This is a genomic window from Paraprevotella xylaniphila YIT 11841, from assembly GCF_900683745.1.
GTDB lineage: Bacteria > Bacteroidota > Bacteroidia > Bacteroidales > Bacteroidaceae > Paraprevotella > Paraprevotella xylaniphila.
This window is the reverse complement of the sequence record NZ_LR215980.1, coordinates 1,550,718-1,569,407: the sequence shown is the minus strand read 5'-3', so window position 1 is coordinate 1,569,407 and position 18,690 is coordinate 1,550,718. Positions and strand designations below refer to the sequence as shown.

22 protein-coding genes and 1 pseudogene are annotated in these 18,690 nt (G+C 58.4%); 4 read left to right on the top strand and 19 right to left on the bottom strand.

What is annotated here, in order from left to right; all coding sequences use genetic code 11:
* Positions 1–137: 137 nt before the first annotated feature.
* The 19 genes from E0E47_RS06800 to E0E47_RS06705 form a co-directional block, all read right to left on the bottom strand.
* Complete coding sequence (locus E0E47_RS06800; RefSeq protein WP_008629250.1) at positions 138–983, bottom strand: hypothetical protein; 846 nt, start codon at positions 981–983, stop codon at positions 138–140.
* 26 nt (positions 984–1,009) lie between these two features.
* Entirely contained in the window at positions 1,010–1,915 is a 906-nt protein-coding gene (locus E0E47_RS06795; RefSeq protein ID WP_008629251.1) for a hypothetical protein, read from the bottom strand.
* A complete protein-coding gene (locus E0E47_RS06790) occupies positions 1,890–2,351 on the bottom strand; it encodes a DUF3872 domain-containing protein (RefSeq protein ID WP_040603133.1) in 462 nt (153 codons plus the stop codon). Before E0E47_RS06790 ends, E0E47_RS06795 begins: the two co-directional genes overlap by 26 nt.
* A 23-nt stretch (positions 2,352–2,374) precedes the next feature.
* On the bottom strand, positions 2,375–2,956 hold the full coding sequence (locus E0E47_RS06785; protein WP_008629254.1) for a conjugal transfer protein TraO: 582 nt from the start codon (positions 2,954–2,956) through the stop codon (positions 2,375–2,377).
* Between the two features lie 3 nt (positions 2,957–2,959).
* A complete protein-coding gene (gene traN, locus E0E47_RS06780; RefSeq protein WP_008629256.1) occupies positions 2,960–3,898 on the bottom strand; it encodes a conjugative transposon protein TraN in 939 nt (312 codons plus the stop codon).
* A gap of 285 nt (positions 3,899–4,183) precedes the next feature.
* Complete coding sequence (gene traM / locus E0E47_RS06775) at positions 4,184–5,575, bottom strand: conjugative transposon protein TraM (RefSeq protein WP_130893287.1); 1,392 nt, start codon at positions 5,573–5,575, stop codon at positions 4,184–4,186.
* A gap of 20 nt (positions 5,576–5,595) precedes the next feature.
* Complete coding sequence (locus tag E0E47_RS06770) at positions 5,596–6,762, bottom strand: hypothetical protein (RefSeq protein ID WP_008629259.1); 1,167 nt, start codon at positions 6,760–6,762, stop codon at positions 5,596–5,598.
* Complete coding sequence (locus E0E47_RS06765; protein ID WP_008629260.1) at positions 6,737–7,021, bottom strand: TraL conjugative transposon family protein; 285 nt, start codon at positions 7,019–7,021, stop codon at positions 6,737–6,739. Before E0E47_RS06765 ends, E0E47_RS06770 begins: the two co-directional genes overlap by 26 nt.
* 5 nt (positions 7,022–7,026) lie before the next feature.
* A complete protein-coding gene (gene traK / locus E0E47_RS06760) occupies positions 7,027–7,650 on the bottom strand; it encodes a conjugative transposon protein TraK (protein ID WP_005647497.1) in 624 nt (207 codons plus the stop codon).
* Between the two features lie 49 nt (positions 7,651–7,699).
* Positions 7,700–8,704, bottom strand: a complete 1,005-nt coding sequence (gene traJ, locus E0E47_RS06755) for a conjugative transposon protein TraJ (protein ID WP_005647499.1) — start codon at positions 8,702–8,704, stop codon at positions 7,700–7,702.
* Between the two features lie 49 nt (positions 8,705–8,753).
* On the bottom strand, positions 8,754–9,383 hold the full coding sequence (locus tag E0E47_RS06750; protein ID WP_005829892.1) for a DUF4141 domain-containing protein: 630 nt from the start codon (positions 9,381–9,383) through the stop codon (positions 8,754–8,756).
* A gap of 4 nt (positions 9,384–9,387) precedes the next feature.
* On the bottom strand, positions 9,388–9,750 hold the full coding sequence (locus E0E47_RS06745; RefSeq protein ID WP_040603106.1) for a DUF3876 domain-containing protein: 363 nt from the start codon (positions 9,748–9,750) through the stop codon (positions 9,388–9,390).
* A gap of 207 nt (positions 9,751–9,957) precedes the next feature.
* A complete protein-coding gene (locus E0E47_RS06740) occupies positions 9,958–12,459 on the bottom strand; it encodes a TraG family conjugative transposon ATPase (protein WP_005840604.1) in 2,502 nt (833 codons plus the stop codon).
* Positions 12,456–12,779, bottom strand: a complete 324-nt coding sequence (locus E0E47_RS06735) for a DUF4133 domain-containing protein (protein ID WP_008629275.1) — start codon at positions 12,777–12,779, stop codon at positions 12,456–12,458. The genes E0E47_RS06740 and E0E47_RS06735 overlap by 4 nt, the downstream gene beginning before the upstream one ends.
* A gap of 11 nt (positions 12,780–12,790) precedes the next feature.
* A complete protein-coding gene (locus tag E0E47_RS06730) occupies positions 12,791–13,090 on the bottom strand; it encodes a DUF4134 domain-containing protein (protein ID WP_005647510.1) in 300 nt (99 codons plus the stop codon).
* Positions 13,091–13,108: 18 nt separating this feature from the next.
* Positions 13,109–13,696: a DUF4122 family protein gene (locus tag E0E47_RS06725; RefSeq protein ID WP_008629279.1), complete on the bottom strand. Its 588-nt coding sequence runs from the start codon at positions 13,694–13,696 to the stop codon at positions 13,109–13,111.
* A 19-nt stretch (positions 13,697–13,715) separates the two neighbouring features.
* Entirely contained in the window at positions 13,716–14,120 is a 405-nt protein-coding gene (locus E0E47_RS06720; RefSeq protein WP_008629290.1) for a DUF3408 domain-containing protein, read from the bottom strand.
* Positions 14,101–14,880 carry a ParA family protein gene (locus E0E47_RS06715; RefSeq protein ID WP_005840599.1) on the bottom strand — a complete coding sequence of 260 codons (780 nt, stop codon included), beginning with the start codon at positions 14,878–14,880 and terminating at the stop codon, positions 14,101–14,103. The genes E0E47_RS06720 and E0E47_RS06715 overlap by 20 nt, the downstream gene beginning before the upstream one ends.
* Positions 14,881–15,084: 204 nt before the next feature.
* On the bottom strand, positions 15,085–15,279 hold the full coding sequence (locus E0E47_RS06705) for a hypothetical protein (protein WP_087944122.1): 195 nt from the start codon (positions 15,277–15,279) through the stop codon (positions 15,085–15,087).
* Between the two features lie 94 nt (positions 15,280–15,373).
* On the opposite strand from E0E47_RS06705, the gene E0E47_RS06700 reads away from it, so the two are divergent.
* From E0E47_RS06700 to E0E47_RS06685, 4 genes and pseudogenes are all read left to right on the top strand, one after another.
* Positions 15,374–15,592, top strand: coding sequence for a hypothetical protein (locus E0E47_RS06700; protein ID WP_232038356.1), 219 nt, complete (start codon positions 15,374–15,376; stop codon positions 15,590–15,592).
* Between the two features lie 47 nt (positions 15,593–15,639).
* On the top strand, positions 15,640–16,068 hold the full coding sequence (gene mobA / locus E0E47_RS06695; RefSeq protein WP_028728881.1) for a conjugal transfer protein MobA: 429 nt from the start codon (positions 15,640–15,642) through the stop codon (positions 16,066–16,068).
* Positions 16,065–17,360, top strand: a complete 1,296-nt coding sequence (mobB, locus tag E0E47_RS06690; protein WP_008629298.1) for a conjugal transfer protein MobB — start codon at positions 16,065–16,067, stop codon at positions 17,358–17,360. Before mobA ends, mobB begins: the two co-directional genes overlap by 4 nt.
* A 346-nt stretch (positions 17,361–17,706) precedes the next feature.
* A pseudogene (locus tag E0E47_RS06685) lies at positions 17,707–18,627 on the top strand (YWFCY domain-containing protein); the annotation flags it as partial.
* Positions 18,628–18,690: the final 63 nt, after the last annotated feature.

Sequence of the window (18,690 nt, the reverse complement as noted above, 5' to 3'; positions counted from 1 at the left end):
GTTCGCTATCCGTTTTGCACTTCTTTTCTTTCATGAGCGGGGCGGAAAAAGAACAAGAAGCAAAAGAAACCGGAAGACGATAGGGCGGATATGAAAAAAGCATCCCGAAGGATGCTTTCCATTTCGTCCGGCTCACGCTACATCTTCAATCCCCGTTTCCGCTCCTGCCGGATGTCGGAGAAGGAGAACTTCCCCGTCTCCTTGTCGAACTTCACCGCCTTGTCCTTCTGCACGCCGTCCGGCGTCTCCATCCGTTTCACCTCCAGCGGCTTCCCGTTGTAGAAGTCCGTCATTTGCCGGTAGCTGAACTTTTCCCCCGTCAGGCTTTCCATCAGGCTGTTCAGCGTATATACGCTGTCTTGATTATGCACGCTCTCCGGCACGAACTCCGGATGGTTCCTCACCCAGTCCGGGTACTTCGTTGTCGCCATCAGGCAGACCTCCGGCGAGCGTTCCGCCCACGGGATCATCATCAGCGACTCCCGGCTGTGGGCGGCGCACCTGACATACACCTCGGGCGTGAGCAGGCTTTTCGGCACTCCGCCACGCCCGACGGCGGACATCCCCGACGTTTCAGCCGCCACCAGCACCCGTTTCTGCGTTTGCAGGTGCACGGGCAGGACGCTGATGCACCTGCCGTCCAGCGGCAGCAGGAAGTCCGCCATTTCGCCGTTCATCACCTCCGGGCGGATGCTTGCCGCCACCCCGTAGAGTTCCTCCGGGCAAACCTTGCTACACTCCTTCAGCACCTCCATGCACACCTCCGGGGACGGGATATGCTGAACCAGCCGGAAGCAGTCGTTCCCGAACCCCGCTTCCGTTTCCAGCGCCTTCCGGCACAGTTCCGGTGTCTTCACCTCTTCGGGCACGTTCTCCAACTGCCAGCCGTCCTCTTCAACGGCGGCACGGCACACCTCCGCCGTGCGGTCGTGCCTGCATATCATCTCCAAAGGCACCTGATACATTCTTTCTTCTTGTTCCATGTTTCTGTTTTTTTAGATAGGTTGTTTCATATTTTCATTCCGTTGCGCCTCTTGGGTGCGTCGTTCCGTTCCGGCTCTTGCCGTTCCTTCTGCTCCTGCCGCTGGCTGAGAGGGGCAATGCGGAACGTCTCTTTCTGCCGGTCGAAAGTCACCTCACGGTCTTTCAGGAAACCATCGGGCACCTCGATACACTTGACCGCCATCGGCTTTCCCCCGTAGAAGTCCGCCATCTGACCGTAGGTGAATTTCCCGCCCGTCATCTGCTCCATCAGGCGGCACAGCGAGTACACGTTGCAATAGCTGTCCACCGGTTGCGGCACGACATGGGGATGGGCATGGATCATCCCGGGATAGTTCAGGTACGCCGTCAGGCACGCTTCCGGCGACCGTTCCCTCCACGGAATCATCACGAATGACATCCAGCTATGTTCGGCGCATTTCCGCCACAGCTCCGGCGTTTTCAATCCCGGCTTCACCCGGTCGGAAAGGAGGGCAGACGCCCCCGACACCTCCACCGCCTTCGCCGCCCGCTCCGGCGTTTGCAGGTGGACGGGCAGCAGGGACAGGCACCTGCCGTCCTCCGCCACCAGAAAATCCGCCATCTTCCCGTCGAACACCTCCGGTCGGATTGCCGAAGCCACCTCGTAAAGATCGGCTCTGCCCTCGCCGTACCAGTCCCGTATGGCTTCCATGCAGACCTCTGCGAACGGGATATGGTGCAGCAATGCCAGATGCCCGTAACCGAGTTCCGCACTCGCTGCCAACGCACGGCGGCACATCTCCGGGGTTTTCATGTCCTCCGGCACATGCTCCAGCGACCATCCGAACTCCCTGACGGCATCGGCGCACCGCTCTGCGGTACACTCGTGCCGGCACAGGTCTTTCAGTTCCGCCAAAGCCGGTACCTCACTCTTCCTCAGTTCCACTTCCATCCCCGTCCTCCTTGTCGTTGTCCGCATTGAAGTCGTATTCCAGCTCGACCGCCTGACCGTCCGAGTCCTCCACCCAGACGGTGAAGCTGCTCTGCTCGTCCGACAGCGGGGTGTAATAGAGCCGGAACGTCTCTTTCTCCAGCGGGTAGCGGTCATTGGGCAGCAACGCCGTGCCGTCTTCCAGTTTGAGCGTGCCTTCCCCGTCGAAGAGGAACCAGCGGATCGTGTACCGGGTGTCCTCCCAGCGTCCTTCCCGTTTCAGTTCGCACCGTATCTTCGCCGTCTCGTTCACTTTCAGCTCCTTCGGGACGGGCATCGTCTCCACCGTAAACGGGTATTTCGTCTGAATGTCCAGCCCGTCATTACAGGCTGCGACCAGCACGAGGGCGGCCACGATGTAGCAGCCCGTGAATATTTTATAAATCATTGTCCTCATATACATTATATATTATATAGCAGTTATCGAATCATAAAACGTATTCCCACGCCGACCTGCGTGTGGAACTTCCCGCAGTCGCCGCCGAACAGCACCCGTTGGCGACCGTTTACCAGCAGGACAATCTTGTCCGTCACGTAGGCGGACAGCTCCAGCGTCAGCGCACCCCCGTAGATGAAATTGTCTTCATCCGTGAGCCGGGAGCCGTCCGGCAGCAGGCTCTCGCCCCAGTTCACCGTCTCGTACCCGGCAAGGGCGGACAGCCCCAGTGCGGCGAAGAACGTCTTCTTCCGGTCGGAAAGGAAGTTCAGGTAATAGCCGCCCTCGCCCGTGAACTGGCTCGCCGGATAGAGGCAGTCCCGGTAGCCGTACCGCTTCTCCAAGTATTCCGCACCGACCACCCAATGGTGGGCGTTCTTCGTGTAGGTGCTCACCGCTATCCCGGCGTGGTAGCCGAAGCCGTCGCCGTTTTTCCAGCGCATGTTGTCCGACAGCCCGCCCGTGAGCTGTATGCCCCTCATTCCGGGCAGGCACCGTTGGGCGTGTGCCCGGTTGAAAGTCAGGCACACCCCGAAAAGCAGGATAATGAACAGTAACCTTTTCATCGCTTACTTGATTTTCAGTTCGTTAATCTGTTTTGCCGCCACAAGGTCGGCGTTCTCCACCCGGATGGTCTGGTGCCTGCCGCCGTCCTTCTCGAACAGCTCGATGACCAGCAGCTTGTCGTCCGGTATGGTGAACTGCGGGACGGCATACACCGTGCGTACGTCGCTTTTCCCCTCCGTCACCAGCACCTCGTTGTAGCTGCGCACCGGGTCGATCACCCGTTCCTGAATGGCGGTGCGCTTCGGCACTTTCTTGTCGACGATCTTGAACCGGATAAAGTCCGTCCGGAAAGCCACGTTCGACCTGTTCCTCGTTTCCGTGTGGAAATAGAACAGCCCGTTGTGCGAGTGGACGGATTTCAGGAGGAACTGCACCCCGAAGCGTTTGCAGCCCAAGTGCCGGATTTCCCGCCTGTCCTCTTTGTAGATGCTCTGCATGATCAGCTTCACCAAGAGCGGGCTTTCGTTACCCAGTTCCCTGAAATAGATATTCATCCGGGTGTGGGAAAAGTCCGTCGTGTCCCCGTTCTCCAAAAAATCCTTCATCTCGATGTTCAGCATCTCCGGCTCATGCGCATACCGGGCATTGAACGAATAGAAACTTCCGTCCTCGCAGATAACGGAAAAGTTCGTTTCCCCCGGAAACCCCTCGGTGGTCGCCTTCACCCGGATCACGTTCTCCGCACCGTCAGCTTTCCCGGCGATAATCCAATTGCTCCCCAAGTCCACGTACCGTACCGCCGAGGGGAAGATGATATGCACTGTCTTGGCGAACGTCACCTGCACCCCGTGGGGCGTAACCATCTGCCGGTAGGGTAGCTTCCGTGTAATCCCCTGATACAGATCGTTGCCCGCAGCCTGCTGTATCGTATCATTCACTTGTGCGTTCGCACCCGTCACCATGCCCATAAGCAGGGCGACCCATCCAAAAATCTTTTTCATTTGTCCTTTCTTTTTAATTATTGTTCTAAATTATTATCGCTAATTATCATATCCTCTGGCTACCTCTTCCCATACAAAAAATTACCTACTGCATAGCAGACCGACCTCATTTTCGCAGCGTAAAGCGAACGACCGAAGTGCAGCGTTAAAAAGAAAAAGCTGTTTGAGCGTTAGCGAGTTCTTTTTCTTTAGCGGAACGCAGGAAGAGAGTAGCGAGAAAATGCAGTCTTGACTTTTTCTTTTTGGTATCTTTTTCTTTTGCGTCAAGGCAAAAGAAAAAGTACGCTACTCCTTGGCATAAAGCATCACCTCATACCCCGCTTTCAGGTGCACCTTTACCGTGCGGAACTTCTTGGCAAGGTACTGGCTGCCGCCCTGCATCAGCCCACGGGTGATGTCCATCGCCACCTGCTGTCCGGCGCTCCGTGCGAACGAGATGCTCGTTCCCAACCCGCCGCCGATGTTCGCCATCGCCTCCTTTGCCGCTTCCTGTTCCAGTGATGAAGGGACAGACAAGCCTTTCTGCCCGTCGCTGTCATACACCGCCAGCTCCACGGGCAGCAAGTTCCCCCGGTATTCGACGGACGACACCACGATATCCAGCCGTTCCCCCTGTACCTTTCCCGTACCCGCAACGAGCGTGTTCTGCGGAATCACAAGGTTTCCCGCTTGCAGCGGTTCGAGCAGACGGAGCTTCACCGTCTGTCCGTCCATAATCGTCTGATCCCCGTGGATGCACGCCCGTATCGTGTTCTTCCCCATAGCGTACCCGCTGCCTACTGCCGTGTTGAAGCCGTAGTTCCTCGGCTGGCTGTACTGCCGCATGAACTCCGCATCGCTCAAGGGCTGTTGCAGCCCCGATACCGTCCGCTCCCGTGCCGCCTGCACCGCCACGGCGGGCTGTCCCAAACCGTTGCCGTCCTGCCCGGTGGCGGGCACCTGCACGGCTGCGCCGTCCCGCCCGTTCTGTCCCATGTACTTGGCGGCAAGCTCGTAGCTCTTCTCCATCAGCGCCACCTGATCGTCGATTCCGCCCGCCTGCCGTTCCCTTTCTTCCAGCTTGGCGGTCAGCTCCTCCACCTGCCTTTTCAGCTCCTCCTTTTCCCCGTCCACCTTCGGCTCCTCGTAGAACGAGCCGAGCTGACGGTTGATGTCCCGGTAGGCGGTAACGGAGGAACGGCTGCCGCCGCTATTGTCCGAATAGTCCCGGAACGGTTCCCGTTCCGGCTCGCTGTCCGGCAGTTCCATTTCCACCCCGTCCGTATCGCTCTCTTCGGAGAAGGCGAAGTCCTCCAGCGAGCGCACCTTCTCCGCCTGCTGTTTCTCCGCCTGCGCCTGCTCGTAGGCTTTCCGCTTGTCGCCGATGATCCCGTCGTTCTCCGGCAGGGGGATGTCGGCGTTGAACGCCCCCACAGTGTCCCGGTTCACCTCCCGCTCCTCCGAAGGTGCGAATATCAGCCACATCGAGCCGAGGAACAGCAAACCCATCAGCGGATATACCATCAGCTTCTTCCGTTGCTGCAACTGTTTCGGCGTGAGCGGCTTGGCTGTCTTCTTCTCCTTTTTCCCGCCGCCCTTGTCCTCCTTCTTTCCGTTCCCCGTCTCCGGGGCTGCGGCATCCGCCACCGTCACGTGCTGCGTTGCCGTTGCTTTTTCTTGGTTCTGTTCTTCCATCATGTCAAAAATTTATGGTTGTCCTACATTCTGATTCTTCTCCCCGGAGGCTTCCTTCTGCCTGTCTCCCCGGTTTGCCGCTTGCCGGGCGGCTCCTTCCGTTCCCGTTTGAGCGATGCCGTGGGGCTTGCCCGGTTGTCCGCCCGCAGGTGCGCAGCCTTCCGTTCCCGGCTTGCCGCCTTTTCGGGGAACAGCCTCGTTTCCAGACCTGCCAGTTCTTTCGCCGCACGCTCCCGGATGGCACGGTTGTGGCGTCCGATGGCGGCTTCCGGGTAGTCCCGGGAGAAGTCCCCGTTGTCCTCGCTCAGGTGGTAGTCCCACCTCAGCCGGGCAATACCGGCAAAGTCCTCCGTCAGCCCGTACTTCTCCACCGTCTCCTTCGGTACTTCCCGCTGACCGTCCCAGCCGTGGCGGGCGAGCCCGTGGAGCAGCGCCCGTTCCGCCTTCACCGCTTCCAGATAGTCGCCGGGCAGTTTGCCGCCCGTCTTCCTCTCGTAAAGGGCGGCGGCTTGCCGCATCAGCTTTCCCCTCTCGTCCGCCTCCCGCAACTCGATCTGTTCCATGACGGTGTGGTTGTCGCCCCGCATCTCCTCGCTCCATTCCCGGCTCAGTTCTTCGAGCCTGCGGTAGCCTTCCGCCAGCCCGTGGCGGATGGCCACCGAGTCGTCCGGTTTCTCGCCTTTCAGGGCAAGCCTTTTCAGTGCGTCGAGGTCTCCCTCCCTCATGCAGCAGTTCAGCAGCCGGTGCGCCGCATCCCTTTCCGCCTGCGCTTCGGGGGATAACGGCTGCGGGGCGTTACGCCTCGTGTTCTCATACTCCAGCACCTTGTATTGCGCCGCCAGACGCAGCATCGGGCTTTCCGCCGCCTCCCTCACGCTTCGGGGGATTGCCGCCCCCTCACGCATCCCGTAACGGGTCTCTTTCAGGGCGTCCATGACCGCCCGCAATTCGGGATAGCCCGTCTGGTACACGTACCGGAAGAACCTGTGTTCCAGCAGCAGCTCCGCCTGTTTCCTTGTTACCTCCGGGCAGTCCCGGTAGTCCCTGACGGACTGGAGGATTGCACCGGCATCCGCACGCCTCTTATTCAGCAGGCTCCCGAAATACGCCGCCACCTGCCTCATGTTCCGCTCCTCCTGCCGCTCCCGGCGGCGGAGCAGCCACTCACTCAACCTCTCCACCAGTCCCATGCCGTCCGCTTTCAAAAGGGTTGATAATACTGTCATTGGGCAATTGCAGGTGCCTGATATGCTCTATCCCCAGTTCCTTCCCGTCGTTCCTTCCGATGCGGTAGATGGAGGAGACGGTCATATAGACCGACAGTGCGCCGAACGCCGCCAGCATCACGAGGATGATTGCCACACGCATGTCGGGCGAGATACGCCCGGCGAGGCGGCGGAGCTTCCCGTCCGCCCAATCCTGCGCCTTTGTGATGAATTTCCTTATCATAGCCGTCAGCGTTTGAGGGTCTGCAAATCCTTGTTCTCCGTGATCTCGAACCCCTCGATGATGAAGCCCTGCGGATTGTTGTCACTCCTGACCGCATCCAGCAGGCGGCAGCGGGTCACAAGGCTGCGCTCCGTAACGGAGCTTTCCCGCAGGATGATCTGCCGGGCGAATGTCCGCACGCTGTACGGATACTTGTCGAAGTCGCACCGCAGGCTGTCTATCTCTATCATCTGGTTGATGTTCCCCGAGATTATCCGGTTGTAATACCCCTTTTCCGAGAGGTCCTTGTAGTAGTTGAAGGCGCTCTTGTCCGCCAGCAGCAGCGAGCGTTTGATATTGCCCTCGATAGCCGACTTGTCGGGCGAGAGCGTGAAGAACAGCTCGTGGAAGCGGCGCACGTGCTCCCGTGCCTCCACCGGGCGGTTCTGCCGCACGTCCTGCGAGAGTGCCAGCATCAGGCTCTTGCCGTTGTCCAGCACGTAGATCTTCTGCCGCTGCGCCTCGGCGAAGCTGTACGACTTCCACAGGGCGAAGCCCGTCACCACGGCGCACAGGCAGGCGAATACCAGCGTGAAGAGCCGTATCTGCCTGAAGCTCGTTTCGATATTTTTCAAACTTTTAAATTCCATGTTTCCGGTTTTTTATTCGTTATGACTCATTTTCTTGGGGCATCCGCCGCTACTTGATGATTTTTCCGGCGATGTTCCCCACGGCGGCGCCCGCACCCGCTGCGGCGACGTTGCCGACCCTGTTTGCGGTCTGGTTCATCGCACGGTTGGCTTGGCTCACCCCGCCCGCCATGATGATCCAGTTGGCGACCGTCGGGATGGTGAAGTACCCGAATATCCCGATGATTAAAAAGATGATGTACACCGTGTTCGAGCTGTCCGGGATGAAGGTCGGGTCGCTCATCGCCTCGATGTCACGGGTGAGCATCAGCACTTGGATGCGTGCCAGCACCGAGCTGAACAGGTCGCTCACGGGCAGCCACATGTAGATGGAGATGTATCTCGTTATCCACTGCGTGAGCGTGCTCTGGAACCCGTCATAGACCGAGAGGGCGAACGCTATCGGACCGAGGATGGAGAGGGCGATCAGGAAGAACGTCCGTATCGTGTCGATCACCAGCGCAGCCGACTGGAACAGCAGTTCGAGCAGTTCTTGGAACCACAGCCGGATGTTCCGCTTCATGTTGTATTCCGTCCGGTCGATGTACATCACCGCCATCGTCTTCAAGTCCTTGGGCGACCAGCCCAGCTCGTCGAGCTTCTTGTCGAAGTCCTCCTTGCTCGCCAGATACGCCTTCTCCGGGTCACGGCGGAACGCCTCCCTCTCCAGCGTCTCCTTCTGCTCCCGGTATCGGTTCATGTCGAAGGTCTGTGATTCGAGCATCCCGTGGCAGCCCTTCACCACGGGCGAGAGCACAGCGTTGATCGTGCCGATGACGAAGGTGGGGAAGAAGAGGATGCACAGCCCGATGGCGAACGGGCGGAGCAACGGGTACACGTCGATAGGTTCGGCACGGGCGAGCGCCTGCCACACCTTGGCGGCTACGTAGAACAGCGCACCCAGCCCGGCAATTCCCTTGGCTACACCCGTCAGCTTCTCGCAGAGCGGCATCATGTCCTGATACAATACCTGCAATATCTCGTGCAGGTTCGTGAAGTCTATCGCTAACAACATAGTCCTATATTATATTTATGTACGTGAACATTATTGTATATTGCCACTCTCACCAGTAACGGTCTTCCGCATCCCCGTAGAGAGCCACCACCCGGTCGGCGTCCTTTTTCTTCTTCGCCCGCAGGTAGCTCACCGAGATGTTCTTGTCCGTGTAATACTGCACGAGGTTGCGGTACTCCAGCAGCCGCTTGTAGCTCTGGTCGATGATCGCCAGCCGTTCGGCGTCCGAGAGCGACATCCCCGTCACGTTCACCACGTTCTTCAGGTCTTGCAGGATGTCCGCACTCTCGCTCAGCAGCTTGGCGTACCCGAACGAGATGGTTTCCAGCTCGTCCGGCGTGTAGTTCGGGTCGCCCAGCATCTTCTGGTAGTTGCGCACGTAGATTTCCGAGATGTCCGCCACCAGCCCGATGGACTTCTTCACCTTCACGCCGCCTTTCACCACGTCGTGCACCGCCTTGAGCGCATCGTAATACTTCCGCCCCTGCTCGAATATCTTCGCCGTCTCCCTGAAGCCATCCAGCGTGTGCTGTGCGGTGGCGGAGGTCTCCACCATCTCCTTAGCCGTGTTGATGATGCCCTGCGCCAGATTGCCGGGGTCGTGTACGACCCATTGGGCGTTGGCCGCACCTGCCGTCAGGCACGCCACGCCCAGAATGATTGCCTTTATCGTTCTCATGTCCTTACTGTTTTAGGGTTCCGTCACTCTTTCTCCTGTACTCTCCGCCCGGCGACAGCCGGATGCGGTCTTTCTCCCGGTCATAGTCCATCATCACGGCGAAGCCCGTCTCGATGAACAGCACCCCTTCCGTTTCCCGGACGAGGTAGGTCTCCGCTTCACTGCCGCCCTTGTGGTTTCTGTGCATGACCGTTACACGGTACTTGCCGTCCTCTTCCCAGAGGGTGAAGGGCGGCTTGCCGCCCGTGCTGACCCACTCGCCGCACATCTTTTCCAACCGTTCCGCATTTGTCTCCTTGCAGGAAATGACAAACGCCAGCGCCACTGTTACCGCCGACAGCAGCAGGATTAAATTCAATCGTCTCATCTTGATTCTGTTTTTTAAAGTTTTACAAAATTTTATTCTCTCCATTCCGTTTAGCCGTTTGTACATCCAGCCGTTTAGCCAGCCAACCGTTTAACTGTTTAACCGTTTAGCCGTTTGGTCAGTCATCCGACCCTTCAGCCGTTCGTCCGGTCAATCAACCACCCGTCCGGCAGCCTGTCCGCCGCTCCCAGTTAGCACATCGGTACATTATTTATACTTCGTCTCCGCCAGCCGCTTGATGGCAAGCTCCAAATCCCCGCCCAGCTCTTCCGCCAGTGCGAACACCTCCGTCTTCTCGCTCTCCTCGGTGGTATAGGTCAGGTACTCGGCAGCCGATACCTCCGTGGCATACACCGCCGACTGCACCCCGTTCAGACCGATCCAGACCTCCTTGTACTTCCGTCCGGGATGGTTGGCGAGGTTGATGGAGAGTATCTGCGACTTCTCCTTGTCCGTCAGACCGAGCATCGACTGGATGCCGTCGAACTTGTTCATGTACTTCTTCTGGTCGAGCAGGATCTTGCAGTCCGAGTTGGTGATGATAGCCTCCTTCACGATGGGGGACGAGATGATGTCGTCCACCTCCTGCGTGACGACAATCGCCTCGCCGAAATATTTCCTGACGGTCTTGTACATGTACTTCAAATATTCTGACATACTCGGCGAGGAAAGGGCTTTCCAAGCCTCCTCGCAGATCAGCATCTTCCGCACCCCTTTCAGGCGGCGCAGCTTGTTGATGAAGGCTTCCATGATGATGATCGTAACCACGGGAAACAGCTCGGCATTATCTTTTATACTGTCAATTTCAAATACGATGAACCGCTTGTGCAGCAGGTCGATGTTCTCGTTCGAGTTCAGCAGGAAGTCGTAGCGTCCGCCCTTGTAATACTGCCTGAGCGTGGTCAGGAAGTTGTCGATGTTGAAGTCCTTCCGGCTCACCTTGATGTCCCTTGCAGCCAGCTCCTTCCGGTAATCGTTCAGCATGTACTCGTAGAAGGTGTCGAACGAGGGGACGATGTCCCGGTTCTGCTGTATCCGGCGGATGTACGCCGATACCGCACTGCCCAGCTCGCCGCTCTCCGTCTTCGTGATTTTCTCGTCCTCGCCCTTCCACAGTGCCAGCAGCAGCGTCTTGATGCTGTCCTTCTTCTCCACGCTGAACTTGTAGTCGTCCGTGAAGAAGGGGTTGAAGCTGATGGGCTTCTCCTCCGTGTACGTGTAGTAAATCCCGTCCTCGCCCTTGGTCTTGCGGTGGATCAGCTCGCACAGCCCTTGGTACGAGTTGCCCGTGTCGATCAGCACGATGTGGCTGTTTTGCTCGTAATACTGGCGCACGAGGTGGTTCATGAAGAACGACTTGCCGCTTCCGCTCGGACCGAGGACAAACTTGTTGCGGTTCGAGATCACCCCTTTCTTCATCGGCAGGTCGCTGATGTCCAAATGCAGCGGTCTGCCCGTCATCCTGTCCGCCATCTTGATGCCGAAGGGCGAGAGCGAGTCCTTGTAGTTCGTCTCCTCGGTGAAGAAGCACAGGGCTTGCGGGATGAACGTGTAGAAGCTCTCCTCGAAGGGGAAGTCCCCCTCGTTGCCCGGTATCGCCGCCCAAAAGAGCGTGGGCACGTCCACCGTGTTGTGCCTCGGCTTGCACTCCATCAGGGCGAGCTGGCTGCCCACCTCGTTCTTGATGCGCCTGAGTTCCTCCCGGTCGTCGCTCCATGCCATCACGTTGCAGTGGCAGCGCACCGAGGTCAGCCCTTTCGAGTGCGCCTCGTTCAGGTATTCCTCGATCCAAGCCTTGTTGATCTGGTTGGAGCGGGAGTAGCGGGAGAGCGAGTGCATGTTCCGGGCGGTCTGCTCGAAGCGTTTCAGGTTCTCCCCGTGGTCGTCGATGAAGATGTACTGGTTGTAGCAGTGGTTGCAGTCCAGCAGCAAGCCCACCGGGGCGGCGAACGACAGGCGGCAGTCCGAGCGGTCGGTCGAGAGCCGCTCGTAGCGGCTGTCAGTCGCCACCTTGCCCGGCAGGTCTTCCGTGTCCGAGAGGGTGTGCAGGCAGAGGATGTCGTCGCCGATGCGCATCTCCTCCGGGTTCAACTGGATGTCCTTCAGCACCGTCGTGTCGTGCTGCGAGAGCGAGAGGTACTTCTCCACGATGCCCGCCGCCGTTTCCGTCCCGGTGATCTCGTCCGTCGTGAGGCGGCGCAGCGTAACGAAACCGCTGTCGTTCATGATCTTCTCGAACTGCCCGACGGCTTCGAGGAACCTCGTAACCGTCTCCCGGTCCTCTATCTCCTTGGGGACAAGCCTGCCCTTGCAGAGGGTGGAGAACGTGCTTTCCTGACGGCTCCGCACCTTCGTGGTCTTGGTCAGGAACAGATAGCAGGTGTGCGAGAGGAACGGGCGTTCGTTGAAGTGCCTCTCAAAGCTCCGGCTCAGGAAGCTCAGGTCGTCCCTGTCCGTTTCCGGCCGGTACTTCTCTTCGATGAAGAAGTCCTGCTTGTGTACGATGGAATACTCCGGCAGCACCTTCACCGCCTTGTGCCAAGCCGAGTGGATCGCCTCGTACTCGCTCCCCGTAACGGAGAATAGTTCCGGCAGTTCCACCCTGAAGGCGACCGTCACGTCCGCCTCCTTGCTCACGATGCAGCCGTTCTCCACCGCCAGCAGCGGGAACTTGCTTTCGAGCGTCGCCGCTTTCATTACGTTTTTCATTCTTGCCAGTGTTTAAAGATAAATAATCGGGGGATTTTCAGCCGGTTCACCACGTACCTCGGATGCCGCCTGCGGGCGGCTGCCTTCATCAGCCCGTGCGTGCCGTACCGGGCGTTCAGCCGGAAGGTCAGCCATACCAGCAGCGTAGCCGAAGCCACGCCGAAGCCGATGCACACCCACTGGTTCACGCCCGCCATGTACAGGATGACGAACACCACGAACACGGCGAGCAGACCGCCGCAGAAGATGAAGAGGTACTGGCTTTCCAGCCCCTTGAACTCCACGTTCCTGCCGATCCCCTTATTGATTTCCATGTCCATAGTCCGCTGTTTTACAGGAAGAACGAACGCAGGATGGTAGCCGCCACGATCAGGAAGATGCAGGCTCCGAACCAGCTCGCCGCCGTCTTCGACGTGTCGGGGTCGCCGGAGCTGAACTTCCCATATACTTTCACCCCGCCGATCAAGCCGACCACCGCACCGATGGCGTAAATCAGTTTCGTCCCCGGCTCGAAATACGAGGTGACCATCTGCGTGGCTTCGGTGATGCCCGCCTGCCCGTTTCCCTGCGCCATTGCGCCCACGGCAGCCAGTATGCAGGCCGCCGTGAATAAGATTCTCTTTTGTCTCATTTGTCTTTAAAATTTTAATTAAACATTATGGTTGTCCATCAGCCGGGCGACACGCTCACGTGCGCCCTCGAACTCGTCCAGCATCGCCTCCCAGATGTCCGACCCCATCACGGACGGCAGCACCTCACGGGCTTCCCGCTCCGCCTTTTCGTCCGCATTGTCCGACACCAGTACCCGGCGCACCTTTTTCAGGTCATCGAAGGAGTACCCCGTGGCGAAGTCGGGGTTGCCGTCCGGGTAATAAGCCCCTAATTCCTCTTCCTCCTCCAGTTCCCGGATCTCCTCCGGCGTGGGTTCATAGTCCGTCTCCTCCTCGTCCTCCTCCGGCTCGATGTCGGAGTAGTCCGCCCCGTCGTCCTCCGCTGCGGGTTCGTCCACGGCTCCGGCTGCCGCTTCCTCCCCGTCCTCCGCTCCGAAGGGCAGGTAGGTGCTTTCGCCCATGACCGTGTACGGCTCGCCCGGTTGCCCCGGTTCCTTTCCCGTTCCCTCCGTGTCTTCGTCCGTCTCCGCTGTCCCGAATATCCCGGCGATGTCCTGCCGGTAGTATTTCCACAGCACGGCGAGGTAATAGAGCAGCAGGACGGTGAGTGATAATTTCAGTATCATGCCGTTTCCTCCTTCCTTTTTAAAAGAGGTTCTCCAGTTTCCCGGCGTATGCCGCCTCGATCTCCTCCCGGTATTGCTCGAAGTGCTGCGCCAGCACGTTGTCGATGTATGCCGAGAGCGACACCTTGCCGCCCGTCAGCATCACCGAGATTTTGGCGATGCGCTCGTGGTATTCACGGCGCACATAGACCGGCTTGCCGTAACGGGCGGGGATGTCCATGCCTTTGAGGAAGGTCGTCTCGTAGTCCGCCTGCCTTCCCTTGCGCCGTCTTGTCTCCGCCGCCTTCCCTTCCTGCGCCTTCTCCACCGGCACGGCGGTTTCCTCCTTTCCGGTTCCCGGTTCTCCCGTTCCTGCCGCCTCGCCCGCCATCATCCGCATCAGCAGCTCCTCGTCGATGGGCTTCTCATTCCGCTGCTTCTTCATAGCCTTCCAGTTTGAGGATGGTCGCTATCTCACGGGTCAGTTCGGGGATGCCGCTGCCTGCCAGCATCCGCCTGTCGGGAGCCAGCAGCGTGGAGCGGAACACCGTCCGTCCCGTGCCGTCCGCCTCCTTGCGGAAGCGTTTCGTGTCGGGGATGCGGGTTTGCAGCATCGGCAGCCCCATGTCGGCGACCACCTGCCCGTACTTCTCGTACAGCCCGCTCGTTTCCCGCTTGTCCACTTGGTTCCAGAAAAGGTAAAGCCCCTTCAGGCGGCTCGTCTCCTTGCCCAGCATCATCCGTTGCAGCACGTCGAGGAAGGAGAGCGTGCTCTCCAGTACCGCCTTGTCCGCACTCACCGGGGCGAAGATGTAGTCCATCTGTGCGATCGTGCGCAGGATGCCCGCCGAGTTCACCGTGCCCGGCAGGTCGAAGAAGAGCAGGTCGTAGCAGCCTTCCGCCGCCAGCTCCCTTGCCGTGTCGGGAGCTTGCTCCACCCGGCACTTGCGCACCGGATAGGCGGCACGCCCCGGCTGCCGCATCTGTTCGTAAGCCGCCCGTTTCAGGTATTCGTTCTCCAGTACCGCCCGGCTGTCCCGTTCCCGCATCTCGTACAGGCTGTACTGCGGGAAGTCGCAGTCGATCACCGCTAACGGACACCCCAAGCGGTAGTGCAGGTAGCCCGCCACCAGCACCGTGATAGCCGTCTTGCCGCTGCCGCCTTTCTGTGTGGCGAAAGCCACGTTCAATGTCTGTCTGTCCATATCGTCATTCTGTTGGTTATTCATCCGGCTGCCCGTGCAGCCGCTTCTCTGTTCACTCAATCGGTCAGCTTTTCAGCCACTCTGCCGTTCATCCGTCCGTTCATCCGTTCAGGCATCCGGTCATACATTCAGCCCGGCATCCATCCAATCATCCGCCTGCCCGCTTGTCCGGCTGTCCAGCCGTTTGACCGTTTAGCCGTTTAGTCATTTAGCCGTTTGGCTGTTTAGCCAATCATCCGTCCGTTTATCCGGCAAGACCGTCAGCCGTTCGGCTGTCCGTCCGTTCGGCTGTCCGGTTGTTTCCTTGTCTATCCGGGCAGTCGTTTCACCGCTTCCACGGCGCAAAGGAATATCAAAATACCGGTAGTTTATCCGTTTGATTATCAGTGTGTCGTGCATTGTCTTTCCACCCGTAGGTTTGTCGCATCCGGGCATGGTGTCCGGACGGGAAAAGGGCTGTTACTTTGCAGGCGGAAACCAAAATGGAGTAAGAATGGAGAAGAGCGGCAACCGCCCGAGGGAGTGCCCCGGCACTCCGCAGCAGGCAAGGGCATCCCCAATCTGTCCGGCAGGACGGATTTTATTTTCAAACGAAAATGGCAAGTTGTGTGCTGCGGCACTCGAAATGAATTTCGTGCCTCACCACCACCTTGCCCCCTCGATGTGGCATCCCCCTCCGGAGTCGGGGGCTGCTCACGGGGGAGAGCCGTAGGCATACGGCGTTTTCAGACCATGTTTCACTTAAAATTTTACAGGATGATGGACAATCAGAAGAAGTATGCGGGCAACCACGGGCGAAAGCCCAAGCCCGACAAGATGCGCCACCGCTACGTGTTCCGTCTGGACGACGGGGACAACGCCCGTTTCCTCGCGCTTTTCGACGAGTCGGGCAAGGCGACCAAGGCGGAGTTTATCGTTTCCGCACTTTTCGGCAGGGAGATTAAGGTCATTAAACTGGATAAGGGGACGCAGGATTTCTACATGCGCCTGACCACTTTCCACTCGCAGTTCCGTGCCATAGGCACGAACTACAACCAATGCGTGCGTGCGCTCAAATCCAATTTCTCGGAGAAGAAAGCCCTCGCTTTCCTCTACAAGCTGGAGCGGCACACCCTCGAACTGGTCGAGTTGAGCAAGCGGATTTCCGCACTGGTGGAGGAGTTCCGGAGCAAATACCCCGTCCGATGATAGCCAAGATCTCGCACGGCAGCAGCCTGTACGGGGTGCTTGCCTACAACCAGATGAAGGTGGACGAACGGCACGCCGACGTGCTTTTCACCAGCCGGATTATCGAGCCGCAGGGCGATAACCCCTACACGATAGGGCATCTTTCCCGCTCGTTCGGTGACTACCTCACAGCCAACCGCAAGACCGAGAAACCCGTCCTGCACATCTCCCTCAATCCCGACCCGAAGGATTGCTTGAGCGAGGAGCGGTTTGTCAGCTTGGCGGAGGAGTATATGCGGCGCATGGGCTTCGGCGACCAGCCCTATATCGTCTATCGCCACAACGACATCGGGCGGGAGCACCTGCACATCGTCTCCGTCCGGGTGGACGAAACCGGGCGTGCCATTTCCGACAGCTACGAGCACGGGCGTTCGATGAAGGTCTGCCGGGAGCTGGAACGGCAGTTCGGTCTTGTCCCGGCTACGCCCAAGCAGTGGAAGGAGGGGCTGCCCTTGTCGCCCGTCGGTTACGGGGACGGCAACCTCAAGGGACAGTTGGCGGGAGTCATCCGCCCGCTTGCCCGGGAGTGGCGTTTCCGTACATTGGGCGAATACCGTGCCGTCCTTTCCCTTTACGGCATCACGGTGGACGAGGTGAAGGGGGAATACGGCGGGCGGGAGTATCACGGCTTGACCTATTCGGCAACCGACAGGGAGGGCAACAAGGTCGGCAAGCCCTTCAAGTCCTCCGTGTTCGGCAAGGAGGCGGGCGTCGCAGCCCTCGAAAGGCGGATGCACAACGCTGTCGCATGGGAAAAGACCCACAAGGAGGTCGCCGCCGCCACCGCCGGAAAGGTTGCAGCCGCCATGCAGAGCGCAGGGCATGACCGGGCGCAGTTCGAGCGGGAACTCATGCGGCAGGGCATCGGCGTGGTATTCCGTACCAACGATGCCGGGCGCATCTATGGGGCGACCTTCATCGACCATGCCGCCAAAGCCGTCTTCAACGGCTCCCGTCTGGGCAAGGAGTTTTCCGCAGGCGTGTTCAACGACCTTTTCGCCGGACAGGAAGGTATTCATCTGCCGCAACTCTCCGCCGGAGTGGAACATCCCACCCGGCAGCAGGAGCATACGGGCGCATCCCAATGGGACGGACACGATACCGGCTACCGTCCCGACCACAAGGACGGCACCACCCAGAACGTGGCGGCCGCCTTCAACCTCTTTGCCCCCGTACCCTGCGGAGCGTCCGACGACCAGCCCGTACCGCCCCGAAAAAGAAAGAAAAAACGCAAGTACGGCAGGCAACAATAAAGAACAAAAAGATAGCATTAACCAAGCAACCATCCGCATGGCACACCGACCTCATTTTCGCAGCGTAAAGCGAACGACCGGAGTGTAGCGTTAAAAAGAAAAAGCTGTTTGAGCGAAGCGAAAAGTCCGTTTAAGTGAGAGCAGAGCCAAACTTGTTTGGGCTATGCCGAACGTAGGACTTTCGCCGTAGGCAATTCTTTTTCTTTAGCGAAACGCAGGAAGAGAGTAGCGGAGAAAATGCAGTCTTGACTTTTTCTTTTTGGTATCTTTTTCTTTTGTCTTGACACAAAAGAAAAAGTACATGTACATAATAAAACGAAGTTTTATCATTAATTTTCAACGAATTATGCAAAACGAAGACGATTTGCGTGGACTCGCCAAAGTCATGGAGTTCATGCGTGCGATAAGCATTTTATTTGTAGTCATCAACATTTATTGGTTCTGTTACCAGTCCGTCCGGGAGTGGGGCATCGACATCGGCGTTGTCGATAGGATATTGCTCGGCTTCCAGCGTACCGCCGGGCTGTTCTCCAATATCCTCTGGACGAAGCTCTTCGCCGTGCTGTTCCTCGCCCTTAGTTGCCTCGGCACAAAGGGCGTGAAGGAACAGAAAATCACGTGGCGCAGGATCATCCTTTGCGGCGTGTCCGGCTTGCTGCTCTTTTTCGGCAACTGGTGGTTGCTCGCCCTTCCTCTGCCGCTTCCGGCGGACACCGTGCTGTATATCGCCACCCTTACCGCCGGGTATATCTGCCTGCTCATGGCGGGGCTGTGGATGTCCCGCCTGTTGAAGACCGACCTGCTCGAAGACGTGTTCAACGTCGAGAACGAATCCTTCATGCAGGAGACCGAGCTGAAGGAGAACGAGTATTCCGTCAACCTCCGCACCCGCTTCTGGTTCAGGAGCAGGGCGTATGACGGATGGATCAACCTTGTCAACCCCTTCCGTGCGACGATGGTCTTGGGCACGCCCGGTTCGGGCAAGTCCTATGCAATTATCAACCAGTACATAAAACAGACCATTGAGAAGGGCTATTCGCTTTTCCTGTATGATTTCAAGTACCCCGACCTCTCCGAGATAGCCTACAACCACCTGCTCGCCCACTTGGACGGCTACAAGGTCAAGCCCAAGTTCTACGTGATAAACTTCGACAATCCGAGGGAGAGCCACCGCTGCAACCCCATCCACCCGGACTTCATGACCGACATATCCGATGCCTACGAGAGTGCCTACACGATTATGTTAAATTTGAACCGAACGTGGGTGTGACCTGTAAAGTCACGTAATTGATTGTTAGACAGTGATATTAATTGCATGATTTAACCCGCT